Annotated in this window: 9 protein-coding genes; 6 read left to right on the plus strand and 3 right to left on the minus strand. The window is 68.8% G+C overall.

What is annotated here, in order from left to right; translation table 11 throughout:
* Positions 1–2 precede the first annotated feature (2 nt).
* On the plus strand, positions 3–1,469 hold the full coding sequence (locus tag AC3WQY_RS18780; protein WP_492710029.1) for a protein kinase domain-containing protein: 1,467 nt from the start codon (positions 3–5) through the stop codon (positions 1,467–1,469).
* A gap of 125 nt (positions 1,470–1,594) precedes the next feature.
* Positions 1,595–4,384, plus strand: coding sequence for an XrtA/PEP-CTERM system TPR-repeat protein PrsT (gene prsT, locus AC3WQY_RS18785; RefSeq protein ID WP_492710030.1), 2,790 nt, complete (start codon positions 1,595–1,597; stop codon positions 4,382–4,384).
* 95 nt (positions 4,385–4,479) lie between these two features.
* On the opposite strand, the gene AC3WQY_RS18790 is transcribed toward prsT, so the two are convergent.
* Positions 4,480–5,166, minus strand: coding sequence for a cupredoxin domain-containing protein (locus AC3WQY_RS18790; protein WP_492710032.1), 687 nt, complete (start codon positions 5,164–5,166; stop codon positions 4,480–4,482).
* Positions 5,167–5,280: 114 nt separating this feature from the next.
* On the opposite strand from AC3WQY_RS18790, the gene AC3WQY_RS18795 reads away from it, so the two are divergent.
* Both AC3WQY_RS18795 and AC3WQY_RS18800 read left to right on the plus strand, forming a co-directional pair.
* Entirely contained in the window at positions 5,281–6,525 is a 1,245-nt protein-coding gene (locus AC3WQY_RS18795) for a sterol desaturase family protein (protein ID WP_492710034.1), read from the plus strand.
* A complete protein-coding gene (locus AC3WQY_RS18800; RefSeq protein WP_492710035.1) occupies positions 6,522–6,854 on the plus strand; it encodes a YkgJ family cysteine cluster protein in 333 nt (110 codons plus the stop codon). The genes AC3WQY_RS18795 and AC3WQY_RS18800 overlap by 4 nt, the downstream gene beginning before the upstream one ends.
* Here the strand turns inward: AC3WQY_RS18800 and AC3WQY_RS18805 are convergent, their stop codons facing one another.
* A complete protein-coding gene (locus tag AC3WQY_RS18805) occupies positions 6,855–8,009 on the minus strand; it encodes a tetratricopeptide repeat protein (RefSeq protein ID WP_492710037.1) in 1,155 nt (384 codons plus the stop codon).
* A 114-nt stretch (positions 8,010–8,123) separates the two neighbouring features.
* On the minus strand, positions 8,124–10,865 hold the full coding sequence (locus tag AC3WQY_RS18810; protein ID WP_492710038.1) for an alpha-1,6-glucosidase domain-containing protein: 2,742 nt from the start codon (positions 10,863–10,865) through the stop codon (positions 8,124–8,126).
* Between the two features lie 193 nt (positions 10,866–11,058).
* Between AC3WQY_RS18810 and AC3WQY_RS18815 the strand changes: the two genes are divergently transcribed.
* Both AC3WQY_RS18815 and AC3WQY_RS18820 read left to right on the plus strand, forming a co-directional pair.
* Entirely contained in the window at positions 11,059–12,660 is a 1,602-nt protein-coding gene (locus tag AC3WQY_RS18815; RefSeq protein WP_492710040.1) for an alpha-amylase family glycosyl hydrolase, read from the plus strand.
* Positions 12,657–14,555, plus strand: coding sequence for a glycoside hydrolase family 13 protein (locus AC3WQY_RS18820; RefSeq protein ID WP_492710042.1), 1,899 nt, complete (start codon positions 12,657–12,659; stop codon positions 14,553–14,555). The genes AC3WQY_RS18815 and AC3WQY_RS18820 overlap by 4 nt, the downstream gene beginning before the upstream one ends.
* Positions 14,556–14,579 lie beyond the last annotated feature (24 nt).

The following is a 14,579-nucleotide window of genomic DNA, read 5'->3' on the forward strand; positions in this document are numbered from 1 at the left end:
CCATGCCAGACCAGTCCAGCGGTCCCGCCAGCATCCCCGCCCCCCTGCCCATCGCCAGCCTGGAACCCGGCCTGGTGCTGGATGGCTTCCGGCTGGAAGAGCGCCTGCACCAGGGCGGCATGGCCAATCTCTGGCGCGTCACGCGGCTGGAGCCGGTGCCCGGCGAGGACTTCCCGCTCATCATGAAAGTGCCGCGCATCAAGGGCGGCGAGGACCCCGCCACCATCGTCGGCTTCGAGGTCGAGCAGATGCTGATGCCGGCCCTCAAGGGCCCGCATGTGCCGCGTTTCGTGGCGCGCGGCGACTGGACCCGCCAGGCCTATATCGTGATGGAACAGATCGCCGGCCAATCGCTGCGCCCGCGCCTGGACGAGGCGCCGCTGCCGCTGGACGAGGTGATCGAGATCGGCTCGCGCGTGGCCACCGCCCTGCACGATCTGCATCGCCAGCATGTGGTGCACCTGGACATCAAGCCCAGCAACATCATGCTGCGCCCGAGCGGCGAGGCGGTGCTGGTGGACTTCGGGCTGTCGCGCCACGACCAGCTGCCCGATCTGCTCGAAGAGGAGTTCTCGCTGCCGATGGGCACCGGCCCCTATATGTCGCCCGAGCAGGTGCAGTTCGTGCGCAATGATCCGCGCAGCGACCTGTTCGCCCTGGGCGTGATGCTGTACCACTTCGCCACCGGCGAGCGCCCCTTCGGCCAACCCGCCTCGGTGCGCGGCCTGCGCCGCCGCCTCTACGTGGACCCGGTGCCGCCGCGCGCCATCGACCCCAATATCCCGCCCTGGTTCCAGGAGGTGGTGCTGCGCTGCCTGGAGGTCAAGCCGGAACGGCGCTACCAGAGCGCCGCCCAGCTGGCGCTGGACCTGCAGCGCCCCGAGGGCATCACCCTCAGCAAGCGCGCCGAACGCCTGCACACCAGCGGCACCATCAAGACCCTCAAGCGCTGGTTCTTCGCGCTCGGCTCCGAGCCGGTGGCCCAGGCCACGGTCACCGAGCAGGTGGCACGCAGCCCCATCATCATGGCCGCGGTGGACATCGACCATGCCACCCCCGGCCTGCTGGAGCAGTTGCGCGAGACGGTGCGCCGCATCGTGCAGACCGAACCCGGCGCCCGCCTGGCCTGCGTCAGCGTGATGAAAACCGCCCGCATCGGCATGGACGAGCTCACCGACAAGGATGGCAAGAGCCTGCACGTCAAGCAGTTGATTGCCCTCAAGCACTGGGCAAGACCTGTCACCCGCGCGCTCAAGCTGGAGGACGGCCGGCTCACCTTCCATGTGCTGGAAGCGCCGGACGCGGCCAATGCCATCATCGAATTCGCCGCCAAGAACCGCGTCGATCATGTGGTGATGGGCGCACGCGGCAACTCGGCGCTGCGGCGCTATCTCGGCAGCGTCTCGGCCCAGGTGGTGGCGGAATCGGACTGCACCGTCACCGTGGTGCGCGAGATGGCCAGCGCCTGAGCCCCCTCCTGCTCCCCAATTCTTCACGCTGCTGGTTTCTGCTCGCTTGTTGGGCCGCATGGCCTCGGCCATACTCGCGCGCAGCAAGGCCGCCGACGGTGTGGCCCTACTCAAAAGGGGAAGTTTTGAAAAAATCCAGCCACAAGCCCAAGCTGGGCCTGGCGAGCCTGTCACTCGCCGCCCTGATCATGCTGTCTGCCTGCGGTGGCAAAAGCGAGGCGGAGTTGATCACTGCGGCCAAGGAGTATCTGAGCCTGCAGAACTACAGCGCCGCCACCATCCAGCTGAAGAACGTCCTGCAAAAGAATGCCGACTCGGCGGAGGCGCGGCTGCTGCTGGGCAAGGCCTTGCTGGGCCAGGGTGATGCGGCCGGAGCCGAGATCGAGCTGCGCCAGGCACGCCGCCTGAAGATGGCCGATGAGCTGGTCATGCCCGAACTGGCGCGCGCCCTGCTGGCCTTGGGCGAAAACCGCAAACTGATCGACGAATTCGGCCCGGTCGCCTTCAGCGAACCCAAGGCCATGGCGGACTTCAAGACCAGCCTCGCCTCCGCCCACGCCGGCTTGGGTGCACGCGAACGTGCGCAGGCGGCGGTCGACGAGGCGCTCAAGCTCTCGCCAAGCTACGGGCCAGCCGTGATCTTGCTGGCCCGCCTGAAGGCAGGCAATGGCGAATTCGATGAAGCGCTCAAGCTGATGGACAACCTGATCGCCCGCGAGCCCGGCAACGCCCAGGCCTTCATGTTGCGCGGGGACCTGTTGCTGGCCAAGGACGACAAGACCAGCGCGCGTGCTGCCTTTGAAGCGGCGCTGAAACTGCGCGCTGACCTCGCACGCGCCCATAGCGCCTTGATGGCCATGCATCTGGCGGCCAGGGATCTTGATGCTGCGGGCAAGCAGTTGGAGGCCATGCGCAAGGCCCTGCCGCGCCATCCCGACACCCTGGTGTTTGAAGCGCAGTTGCACTTGGCCAAGGGGCAATTCAAGGAAGCCCAGGCGCTGCTACAGAAGGGCTTGCGCGGCATGCCCGACCATCCGCGCATGCTGCTGCTGGCCGGCGCGGTGGAGCTGCAACTGGGCGCCAGCGCGCCCGCCGAAACTCTGCTGATGCGCGCCGTCCAGGCCATGCCCAATGACCTGGGCGCACGCCGCCTGCTGGCGCGCGCCAACATGATGTCCAACCAGCCCGACAAGGCCATCAACGCGCTGCGCCCGGTGCTCGAAAGCGGCCATGCGGACGCCGAGTCGCTGACCCTGGCGGGCCAGGCCTACCTGGCCATCGGCGACCTGAAGAATGCCGAGACCTATTTCGCCAAGGCGGTGCAAAGCCAGCCCGACAGCGCCAAGGCGCGCACGGCACTGGCGATGTCGCAGATCGCGCAGGGCAAGACCGACGCCGGCTTCAGCGATCTGCGCAGCATCGCCGCCAGCGATACCGGCATCTCGGCGGACATGGCACTGATCAGCGCGCATGTGCGCCGCCGCGACCTCGACAAGGCGCTGACCGCCATCGATGCGATGGAGCGCAAGCAGGCCGACAAGTCCATCTCGGCCAATCTGCGCGGCCAGGTGCTGCTGCTGCGCAAGGACAATGCCGGCGCACGCAAGGCCTTCGAAGCCGCGCTGGCCGCGCGTGCGGACTTCTTCCCCGCCATTGCCAGCCTGGCCGCACTCGACTTCCTGGAAGGCAAACCGGACGCTGCCAAGGCGCGCTTCGCGGCGGTGATCAAGGCCGACCCCAAAAACAGCCGTGCCATGGTTGCGCTGGCGGAATTGCGGGCGCGCACCGGCGGCTCCCCCAAGGAGGTGGCCGAACTGCTGCGCAATGCGGTGAAGGCGAATCCCTCCGACCCGGCGGTGCGCCGTGCCCTGATCGAGCACCACCTGGCGCACGAGGAGACCCAGGAGGCGCTGCTGGCCGCGCAGGCCGCCGTCGCCGCGCTGCCCGACAACCCGGAGTTGCAGGAGCGCCTCGGGCGCGCGCAGCTGAACGCCGGCGATGCCAATCAGGCGCTCGCCACCTTCAACAAGCTGATCTCGGTGCAACCGCGTTCGGTGAGCGCCCTGCTGGGCCTGGCCGACACCCAGCTCGCCAGCAAGGACCTGGACGGTGCAGCCAAGTCGGTGAAGCGCGCGGTGGAACTGGCCCCCGATTCGCTGCAGACCCAGCGTGCGGCCATCATGCTGGCGCTGCGGCAGCAGCGCTTCGATGACGCACTGAAAACCGCTCGCCGCGTGCAGCAGAAGTACCCCGCCCAAGCGCTCGGCTTCATGCTGGAAGGCGAAATCGAGCAGAGCCAGGGCCATTTGGACCAGGCGGCCGCGGCCTTCCGCACCGCGCTCGGCAAGACCAATCCGGCGCAGGCCCCCGCGCAGTATCACTTCTCCCTGATCGCGGCGAAGAAAGATGCCGAGGCTGCCAAGTTCGTGGAAAGCTGGACCAAGGACCATCCCAAGGATGCCCTGTTCCTGCTCTATCTGAGCGATCAGGCCCTGACGCGGCAGGACTATGCGGGCGCGGAAAAACGCCTGCAGCAACTGCTGGCCTTGAAGCCGGATTACCCGATCGCCCTCAACAACCTGGCTTGGACCTACTACAAGCAAGGCAAGTTCGCGCCGGCATTGGATGCGGCTGAAAAGGCGCTCAAAGCGGCACCCGGTCAGCCCGCCCTGATGGACACGCTGGCCACCGTGCTGGGTGTGAACAAGCAGGTCGCCAAGGCCCTGGAGATCCAGAAGCAGGTGGTGGAAATGGTGCCGACCTCGGTCGCCTATCGCATCAACCTGGCCAAGCTGCACGCCTTGTCGGGCGACAAGACCTCGGCGATCGCCGAGCTGAAGAACCTCGACAAGCAGGGCAAGAAGAACTATCCGGAGAAGGCCGAGGTCGCCAAGCTGCTGGCCGAACTGGGCTGAGCCGGCGCCGCCTCACAAGCAAACGAAGGGCCGCTCCCAAGTTTGTTTGCCCCCCTCGGGGGGGCCTGACGCGAAGCGGCAGGTCTTGGGGGCGCTCAATAAGGCTGGGCACTGGGCGCGGCCGCAGCGCGGCGCGGCACGATCTGGGTCGGCAGGCTCAGGCTGTTGGCGGCGGCACCGAGCTGGATGTTCTGCACCTGACCATCCAGCAGCTGATCCGGGTGCCAGACGCGCAACCGGGCGGCCCCCTCGGGCAGGCCGTTGAAGCTCAGCCGGCCCTCGGCATCGCTCACCGCCGCCCACGGCGAATCGCTGACGTAGACATGGCCGCGCATCGAGCCATGCAGATGGCAGCCCAGCAGCTGCGGCCCGGGCTGGACAAAGGTCTGGCTGGCACTGCTGGGGACCCTGCCTTCCACCCGGCCGGCCAGGCGCAGCGCAAAGCCCTGGCTGGGATCCAGATAGACGCCCCCCGGCCCCATCTGGCCGCCGCGCACATGGTGGTCCCAGCGATCCAGGTTGCTGAACACCACCTTGGCGCCCACCGGCACCACCGAGAGGGCCGGCACGAACTTCATCTTTTCCTGCGCGATCAGGTATTCGGCCTTGGGCAGCGGGCGCGCGCCCGGCAGGCTGCTGTCCAGCAGCACCACCGCATCGGGCAACGGCTTGCCGCTGCGGTCCAGCACCTGCAAGCTCAGGTCGGCGGCACAAAGGCGCATCGATGCGCCCAGCAATGCCGCGGCAAGGACAGCGGCCGGCGAGAATATGTGGCGCGACATCGGGACCTCCTTTGCGCAGGATCCGGGGGTTTGGCAAGTGTCGCATTCCTGCGTGCGGCGGGCGTCACGGGCCAGGACAATAGCGCTCGCAACTCCTCACGACGGCGCTTGCCCATGCTCAACCCCATCGTCTATGCCGCTCCCGTGTTCATCCTGATGATCGGGCTGGAATTCGCCTGGGGGCGCTGGCGCGGCCAGACGATCTACCGCGCGGCCGACACCGTGTCCAGCCTGGCGGCCGGCATCACCAGCCAGCTCATCGAGGTGTTCAGCAAGACCTTCACGGTGGGCATCTACACGCTCGCCTGGCAGCAGTTGGCGCTGCTGCCGCTGCGCACGGACGCGCTCTGGGTCTGGCTGCTGGCGCTGCTGCTGTACGACCTCTGCTACTACTGGTATCACCGCCTCGGCCATGAGGTGGCGCTGCTGTGGGCCGCGCATGCGGTGCATCACAGCTCGGAGGAATACAACCTCAGCACCGCGCTGCGCCAGACCGGCACCGGCTTTCTCTTCAGCTGGATCTTCTACCTGCCGCTGGCCGTGCTGGGCGTGCCGCCGCTGGTGTTCGGCGCGGTGGCGCTGATCGATCTGCTCTACCAGTTCTGGGTGCATACGCGGCTGGTGGGTCGGCTGGGCTGGTTCGACCGCGTCTTCGTCTCGCCCTCCAACCACCGCGTCCACCATGGTCAGAACGCCTATTGCCTGGATCGCAACTACGGCGGCATCCTGATCCTCTGGGATCGCCTGTTCGGCAGCTTCGTCGAGGAGCGCGCGGACGAGCCCATCGTCTACGGCGTGCTGGGCCAGCTGCGGCGCTGGAACCCGCTCTCGGCCAATCTGCATGTCTACGCCGAGCGCTGGCGCGATATGCGCATGACGGCGCGCTGGCGCGACAAGCTCGCGCTCTGGTTCCGGCATCCGGGTTGGCGCCCGGCGGATCTCGAGCGGCTGGCGCCCAAGCCGGTACCGGACCTGCGGCAGTTCCACCGCTACGCGCCGCCGCTGCCCGCCGGCCTGCCCGTCTACGGCCTGGTGCACCTGTTCATCCAACTGGGCCTGGGCGTGCTGTTCCTGGCGCTGGCGCCGGGCCTGGCGCTCTCCACCGCCCTGCCCCTGGCGCTCGGGCTGGCCGCCGGCCTGGTGCTGCTGACCCAGCTGCTGGAGGACCCGCAGGCCAGGCGCGCCGGCGAGATGCTGCGCCTGATCGTCAGCGCGCTGGCCTGTGCCTGGCTGCTGCAGGCGGCGCCCTCAGCGGCGATGCAGGCCTTCTGGGCCACCGGCGTGGCGGCCTTCGCGCTCAGCGTGCCGCTGCTGGGTGTGCTGCTGCGCCGCCCGCTCACCGCCGGGGCTGTGCGATGAGCGCGACCGACAATCCCTGCACCCGCTGCGGCGCCTGCTGCGCGAGTTTCCGCGTGGACTTCGCGCGTGCCGAACTGCTCAGCGAGGGTGGCCCGGTGCCCGATGGCCTGACCGTCGAGCTCACCGACAGCAGCTGCCGCATGCGCGGCACCGATCATGCGCAACCGCGCTGCGCCGCCCTGGTGGGCAAGGTGGGCGTGCAAGCCAGCTGCGGCATCTACGAGTGGAGGCCCGCGCCCTGCCGTGAGTTCGGGCTGCGCGCGCCGCTGGGGCTGGGCGACGAGGCCTGCACGCGCGCCCGCGCGCGCCACGGCCTGCCGCCGCTCTGATCAATAGCTGCGCTTGACGCGCAGGCTGTCCAGCTTGGCGCTGTAAAGCTCGCGATCGCGCAAGGTGGTGCTGTTGTCCTTGGCCAGGGTCAGCTCGCGGCGCACCTCCACCATGTCACCCAGCGCATAGTTGGCCAGCGCGAGCCAGAAGTGCAGTTCATGGAAATAGGCGTTGCGCGAGATCTCGCGGTTGAAGAGATCGCGGGCACGCTTGAAGTCGCCGGCACGCATGGCATCGCGGCCCTGGTCGTAGAACACGAAGGGCGGATAGGGCTGGATTTCGGCCAGGCGCAGGTTCAGGCGATCGGCCTCTTCGGTCTGGCCGGTTTCGCGCAGCACCACCACCAAATTGGCCAGCGCCGGCGTGTTGGCGGGCTCGCGCTGCAGCACCTCGCGGAAGGCCCGCGCCGCGGCATCCAGCTCGCCATGGCGGCGGTAGATCACGCCCAGGGTGTTGATGCCGCCCAGATAGCGCGGTTCGTGCAGGACCGCGGCGCGCGCCCACCAGTAGGCCTGATCCACCTTGCCTTCGCTGAGCGACTCGGCGGCGCGGTTGTTCATGTACATGGCGACGATCACCGACTCATCGATGTCGAGGCTGCGCTGGCTGCGGATCTGCGCACCGGGCATGAAGTCGACGACCAGGTTCTCGGCCTCGTCGCCATAGACCTTGAACTCCGTATGGCGTCGGCCCAGGCGCAGATTCACGTGGCCGGCCACGAACTGCAGATTGCCGACCCGGCTCCAGAGCTCGTCCACCAGCACGTTCTGGTAATGCACCGGCAGGCCCAGCTCCTTGGCAAAAGCGGCCGTCATCAGCGTCAGCGACAGGCAGTTGCCGGCGCGCGCCTCGAAGGCCTGCGCCGCCGTGCGCGTCATCGCGGTGTCGTACTCGAGCTTGAGCTGGCTCTTGGTATAGAGCGCATCCAGCAGGCCCTGCCGGGTACCGTTGCTGCGCAGCTGGGCGCCGAGCTCGCGCCGCAGATAGCTGCGCATCTCGTCGCTCAGCGCCATCACCTGGCCGGCATCGATGGCTTCGGTGCTGGGCGCAAAGGCCGCATCGCGCAACAGGGTCGCGGTCGCGACCACCGGTTGCGGCGCCGTGGCGCAGGCGGCCAGCGTGCAGGCGAGCAGGACAGCGATCAGCGCTTTCATGGTGGACCTCCGGCGAGCAATCGGCCCAATGCTAGTGCGATTCGGGCCCCTCGGTGCGGCGAGGCGACGAGCGCCCCCGCCAGGGCGATGAACGACGCCCTTGCTGGACGGAGGTCAGTCCAGCACAAAGACGACGGCGCTGCGCGCCGGCAGGCTGAAGCGCCCCTGCGCCGGCGCATAGGCCGCCTCGGCCGCCACGCGCCGGTCCGCAGCAGCAGCGGCGCGCTGCACCGGATGCAGGCGATAGGCCAGGCCGGCCTCGCTCGGCAGCAGCAGCTCATGCGCCTGCTTGTCGACGTTGACGAAGTACAGCAGCGCCCGCCAGCCGGCGCCGGCATGGCCGCGCCCATCCAGCTTGGCCGCGATCACGACGGGGTTCTGGCGGGGGCCGGTGTTGAGGAACTGCAGACGCTGCCGCACCTCGGCCGCGCTGCGCAGGCGGAACAGCGTGCTGCTGGCACGGATGCGCAGCAGGTCGGCCACCGCGGCATTCGTCCAGGCGATTTCGGCCGGCCCCGGCTTGATGGCCGGATCGGCCAGCAAGGGCCGCATCAGCGCGTGGTCGGCACCGTTGTCGCCCTGGGGTGGCAATCCGCTGCCGAAGAAGTTGTCCTTGAGGCTCCAGTCGAGCCGGTTGAACCAGTCGCCCGATTCATAGCTGTTGCGGTCCAGCGACTTGGAACGCAGCAATTCCAGCCCCGCATGGAAATAGGCCACGCCCTGGCTGAAGCTGTTGAGCGCCACGGCCAGCACCTGGACGCGCGCGCGATCGGCCGCACTGGTGCCTCGCGGCAGGCGCCAGACATTGATGTCGAACAGGGTCTGGTTGTCGTGGTTGTCCACGTAGTTGACCACCTCGGCGGGCTGCGAGGCATAGCCGGCGGGCTGGCCGGCATAGTCGATCTGGTCAAGCCGCTTGCGCTCGCCACTCCAGGTCTCGAGCTCGACGTCGCGCAGCGAGCCGGCCAGGCCCACGCGCACCAGATCGGCAGCCCGCAGCAGCTCCTCGCGGCTGTGCTGGCCATGGCCGTTCGGGTCGTAGACGAGCCCGTTGACATAGCCCTGGCGGGCCAGCAAGGCCGCGCCACTGTCGGCCGCGCTGCCGCCGCGGATGGCGTCACGCGCGCGGTCGCTGAAGGTGCCGATGCCGCTGCCGTTGAGGGCCAGCTGCGAGGCCTGCACAAAGCGCGCGCCGTTGGCGATTTCACCGAAGTTCCAGCCCTCGCCGATCAGCTGCACCTCGCGGCCCAGCTCTCGTTTCAGGCGTGCCTGCAGCTGCTCCATCAGGGCGCGCGGCTGGTGCCCCATCAGATCGAAGCGGAAGGAGGCGATCTTGTACTCGCGCGCCCACAGCAGCACCGAATCCAGCAGCAGCTTGCCCATCATCAGGTGCTCGGTGGCGGTGTTGGCGCAGCAGGTCGAGCGCTCGACCCGGCCGGCCGCATCCAGGCGCTGGTAGTAGCCGGGCACGATGCGATCCAGCACCGAGTGCGCCGCCTGGCCGGATGCGGCGGTGTGGTTGTAGACCACGTCCATGCCCACCCGCAGCCCGGCCTCGTGCAGCCCCATCACCATGCGGCGGAACTCCAGCACGCGGCGCGCGCCATCCTCCGCATCGCTGGCATAGCTGCCCTCGGGCGCGCTGTAGTGCCAGGGGTCGTAGCCCCAGTTGTAGCAATCGCGCCCCGCCACCGCCATCACGGCGGCCTGCTGGCGCTCGCTGTCGGCCGCGGCCGCGGGCACCTTGGCCTGCAGGCAGCCGCGCTCGGGGATGCTGGCGATGTCGAACACCGGCAGCAGGTGCACGTCCGTGATGCCGGCCCGGCGCAGCGCGCGTAGATGGCGCATGCCGCGCGAGCCGCGGTCGGTGAAGGCCAGGTATTTGCCGCGATGCGCCACGGGCACGCTGTCGTCGCCGATGGAGAAGTCGCGCACATGCAGCTCGTAGATCGCCATGTCGGTGGGCGCCTCGACACCGGCCGGAATGCGGCTGGCGGCCCAGCCCGGCGGCTGCAGGCGTGCCGCAGCCAGCTCGGCGATATAGCTGCGCTGCGAGTCGGCGCTGAGGCTGACCGCATAGGGATCGGTGACGAGCTGGCGCACCAGGCCGACGCCGGGCACAAACAGCTGCAGCAGATAACGGTAGTACTGCCCGTCCAGACGCTGCGCCGGGCCGCCGCCCCAGGCGCCCGTGGCGGCATCCAGGCTCAGCGGCTGCAGCCGGCTGGCCCGGCCCTGTGCCCGCGGGTAGATGCAGACCGACACCGCCTGCGCGGTCGGCGCCCAGAGCCGGAAGCGCGTGCCGGCGCGCGCCGGCAGGCTCACGCCCAGGTCCGGCAGCTGTGCCGCCGCCGCGTACAGATCGTCCAGCGCGCCGGCCAGCTGCAGGCCCGTGGCCTGCGTGGCGCCGTCACCTCCTTCATGGACCAGCAGCAACTGCTGCCGCAGCAGATCCTGCAGGGTCTCGCGCGGCAAGGCAGCGGGCAGACTCAGGCGCACGCCGGCGCCCAGATGCTGGCGGGGCGTGCCGGCCAGCTCGCCCGGGGTCAGGTCTTGCGCCTGCAGGCTCAGCACACCGTCTGCCCCGCTCACCTGCGCAGGGCCCTGCCCCTGCACCAGCGTCAGGCGCCCGGCCGCCGAGTGGTAGAGCTTGTAGCTGCCCGCCGGCGCCATGCCGGGCCAGGCGATCTGCTTTGCGTCCAGCCAATGCGCCCTTGCCTCGATGGCGGGCGCGGCCTGCAAGACCTGGTCGGCCGCTGAGTCGCAGGCGGCCACGCCGGCCTCGGCCCGCACGCCTCCCGCCATGATCGCCATGCCCAGGCACAACCCGATGTGGACGGCCGCCCACTGCTTCATGCTTCGTCGCATCTCCTCGCCCCGCGCTGTTCTTGCCACCCAGACAGGGAGGCGCCGAAACATAGTAGCAAAACTACATACATTCCATAAGCACTGAATTCACCAACATGAATTCAGCGATCGAATGGCATGCTTGAGTCTGAACGGCGTGTCAAACGATGAGTACTTTTGCTACAAACACCAGGTCATCAAGATGAAGAAGCAATGCGCGCACCCAAGCCTTCTGGCCCTGTCCCTGAGCCTGGCGCTGGCAGCCGCAACAGGCCATGCCGCGCCGGTGGACCTGAGCCCGGTGCCGCAGCGCCCCAGCGCCAGCCCGCTGCGGCCCGGCTGGGCCCATGGCGCCTTCATGGAAATCTTTGTGCGCGGCTACCAGGACAGCGATGGCGACGGCATCGGCGATCTGCGTGGCCTGACGCAGCGGCTGGACTATCTGAAGGATCTGGGCATCAAGGGCATCTGGCTGATGCCCATCTTCACCAGCGCCGATCACGACCACGGCTATGCCACCACCGACTTCCGCAGCATCGAGCCCGCCTACGGCAGCCTGGCGGACTTCGACGAGCTGATCAAGCAGGCGCATGCGCGCGGCATCGGCGTGATCATCGACTACATCCTCAACCACAGCGCCCAGGCCCACCCCTTGTTCGCCGAGGCGCGCGCCAGCAAGGCGAGCCCCTACCGCGACTGGTTTGTCTGGCGCGAGCCGTCCGATGAGCTGAAGGACTGGGACATCTGGGGCAAGAACCCCTGGTACGCGGGCAGCGACGCGAGCGCCGACGAGAGCCGCTACTTCGGCACCTTCGGCCCGCACATGCCGGACTTCAATCTGCGTAACCCGGCGGTGGTGGCCTACCACCGCGACAGCCTGCGCTACTGGCTCAACCGCGGGCTCGACGGTTACCGCCTCGACGCCGTGCCGCATCTGATCGAGAACAGCGCCAAGGACTGGAACGACCAGCCCGAAAGCCGCCGCCTCACCGGCGAGTTCAGCCAGCTGATACGCAGCTATCCGCGCCGCCACGTGGTGTGCGAAGCCACCGCCGAGCCCAAGGTCTACGCCGCCCCGGCGATCTGCGGCAGCGCCTTCGCCTTCGGCCTGGAGGGCAAGATCGTCAAGGCCGCCAAGGGCGATGCCGAGGCGATCAAGGCGGTCGGGCAGTACTTCGAGAGCGCGCCGCTGGACATGGCGACCATGCTCTCCAACCACGACATCTTCGCCGGCGCGCGCGCCTGGGACCAGTTCGCCGGCAACGAGGCGCAGTACAAGCTGGCGGCCGCCACCTACCTGCTGCTGCCGGGCACGCCCTTCATCTACTACGGCGAGGAAGTGGGCATGGCGGGCGTGCCGGGGCTGGCGGGCGACGCACCGCTGCGCAGCCCGATGAGCTGGGGCGCGGATGCCAGCGGCTTCAGCAGCACCGCCCCCTTCCGTCCCGCCTCGCCCAACGCCGCCAGCCACAATGCCCAGCGGCAGCAAGCCGATCCGGGCTCCATCCTGAACTTCTACAAGGCCATGCTCAGCTTGCGCAATAGCCGGCCCGAGCTGGCGCGCGGCAGCTACCGGCTGGCCTTTGCCGATGGCCAGGTGCTGGGCTTCCAGCGCCGCCTCGGCGGCCGGCTGAGCCTGGTGCTGATCAACTATGGCGAGCAGGTACGGCGGATCGAGCTGGGGCCGCAGCCCGGCGGCCTGAAGCGCCAGTACCCCGCCGCGGCGACGCGCGCCCAGCGCGGCCGACGCTTCGAGCTGCCGCCGCAATCCGTCCAGGTCTTCTCTAGCAACGCCGCCCCATGACGATCAAGAAAACCACCCTGCTCGCCGCCGCCCTGCTGGGCCTGGCCATGGGCCATGCGTCAGCCCAGTCAGCCCAGTCAGCCCAGTCAGCCCAGCCGGCCCAGCAACTCGAGCGCATCGAGCCCGCCAACTGGTGGGTGGGCATGAAGAACCAGCGCCTGCAGCTGATGTTGCACGGCCAGGGCATAGCCGAGTTGAAGGCGCGGCTACGGCCCTATGCCGGCGTGCGCATGCTGGGCAGCCAGCGCAGCGACAGCCCCAACTACCTGTTCCTGGACCTGGAGATCCAGCCCGGCGCCCGCCCCGGCAGCCTGCAACTGGAACTGCAGCGCGCCGGCAAGACGGTGCTGAGCCCGGCCTACCCGCTGTGGGCGCGCGCGCCCGGCTCGGCCCGCCGCCAGGGCTTCGGCCCGCGCGACGCGATCTACCTGGTGGTGCCCGACCGCTTCGCCAATGGCGAGCCGCGCAACGACCAGCTCGACGCGCTGGGCGACCGCCTCGACCGCGGCAACCCCAGCGCCCGCCATGGCGGCGATCTGGCCGGCCTGGCCCAGCACCTCGACTACATCGCCGCGATGGGCTTCACCCAGGTCTGGCCCACGCCGCTGCTGGAGAACAAGCAGCCCGAGTTGTCCTACCACGGCTACTCGCCCACCGACCTCTACAAGATCGACCCCCGCTTCGGCAGCAACGAGGACTACCGCCAACTGGTGGCGCGCGCCAAGGCGCTGGGCCTGGGCTTCATCCAGGACATCGTGCCCAACCACATTGGCTCGGGCCATTGGTGGATGCAGGACCCGCCCAGCCGCGACTGGGTCAACCCCGGCCAGCCCTATCTGGAGACCAACCACCGCCACAGCACGGTGCAGGACCCCTACGCGGCCGCCAGCGACCGCCAGCGCTTCCAGGACGGCTGGTTCGTGCCCAGCATGCCCGACCTGAACCAGCGCCAGCCCCTGCTGGCCACCTATCTGGTACAGAACGCCGTCTGGTGGATCGAGTACGCGGGGCTCAGCGGCCTGCGCGTCGACACCTATCCCTATTCGGACAAGGCCTTCCTGGCGCGCTGGTCGGCCGCCATCATGGCCGAGTATCCCGGGCTCACCATGGTGGGCGAGGAGATGAGCGACAACCCGCTGATGGTGGCGCATTGGCTCAAGGGCCGGCGCAATGCCGACGGCTATGTCTCGGCCATGCCCAGCATGATGGACTTCCCGCTGCATGGCCGCCTGCGCGATGCGCTCACCGAGCCCGAGGGGCGCGGCTATGGCGTGGGGCTGGGCAAGCTCTACGAGGCCATGATGAACGACGCCCTCTACCCCGAGCCCGCCCGCATGGTGCTGTTCGAGGGCAACCACGACACCAACCGCATCTTCTCGGCGCTGGGCGAGGACGAGGCCCTGATGCGCATGGCCGCCACCGTGATCGCCACCACCCGGCGCACGCCGCAGTTCTTCTACGGCACCGAGCTGCTGATGAAGAGCCCGCTGGAGCGCGACGACGGCGTGGTGCGCAGCGATTTCGCCGGCGGCTGGGCCGGCGACGCCAGCAACGGCTTCAGTGGCGTGGGCCTGTCCCCCGCCCAGCGCGAGTTCCAGGCCTGGCTGCGCCGGCTGCTGAACTGGCGCAAGACGGCCAGCGCGGTGCACGGCGGCAGCCTGGTGCACTACAACCCGCTGGACGGGGTCTACGTCTACTTCCGTGCCGATGCCGGGCAGCGCGTGATGGTGGTGCTGAACAAGAACAAGACCGAGACCCCGCTGGCGCTGGCGCGCTTTGCCGAGTCGCTGGCGGGCCGAGCGCATGCGGTCGACGTCATCAGCGGCCAGCGCCACGAGCTGGGCTCCTCGCTGAACCTGCCGCCACGCTCGAGCCTGGTTCTGGAACTGCAATGATGTGTTGCAATGAGGGCTCCGGTA

This window comes from Roseateles sp. FW301-B2, assembly GCF_058788955.1.

Bases quoted from the DNA above. Each gene is read 5' to 3' on its own strand.
- AC3WQY_RS18780 (WP_492710029.1), top strand. From the start codon at position 3: ATGCCAGACCAGTCCAGCGGTCCCGCCAGCATCCCCGCCCCCCTGCCC.
- AC3WQY_RS18790 (WP_492710032.1), bottom strand. From the start codon at position 5,166: ATGTCGCGCCACATATTCTCGCCGGCCGCTGTCCTTGCCGCGGCATTG.
- AC3WQY_RS18795 (WP_492710034.1), top strand. From the start codon at position 5,281: ATGCTCAACCCCATCGTCTATGCCGCTCCCGTGTTCATCCTGATGATC.
- AC3WQY_RS18800 (WP_492710035.1), top strand. From the start codon at position 6,522: ATGAGCGCGACCGACAATCCCTGCACCCGCTGCGGCGCCTGCTGCGCG.
- AC3WQY_RS18805 (WP_492710037.1), bottom strand. From the start codon at position 8,009: ATGAAAGCGCTGATCGCTGTCCTGCTCGCCTGCACGCTGGCCGCCTGC.
- AC3WQY_RS18810 (WP_492710038.1), bottom strand. From the start codon at position 10,865: ATGAAGCAGTGGGCGGCCGTCCACATCGGGTTGTGCCTGGGCATGGCG.
- AC3WQY_RS18815 (WP_492710040.1), top strand. From the start codon at position 11,059: ATGAAGAAGCAATGCGCGCACCCAAGCCTTCTGGCCCTGTCCCTGAGC.
- AC3WQY_RS18820 (WP_492710042.1), top strand. From the start codon at position 12,657: ATGACGATCAAGAAAACCACCCTGCTCGCCGCCGCCCTGCTGGGCCTG.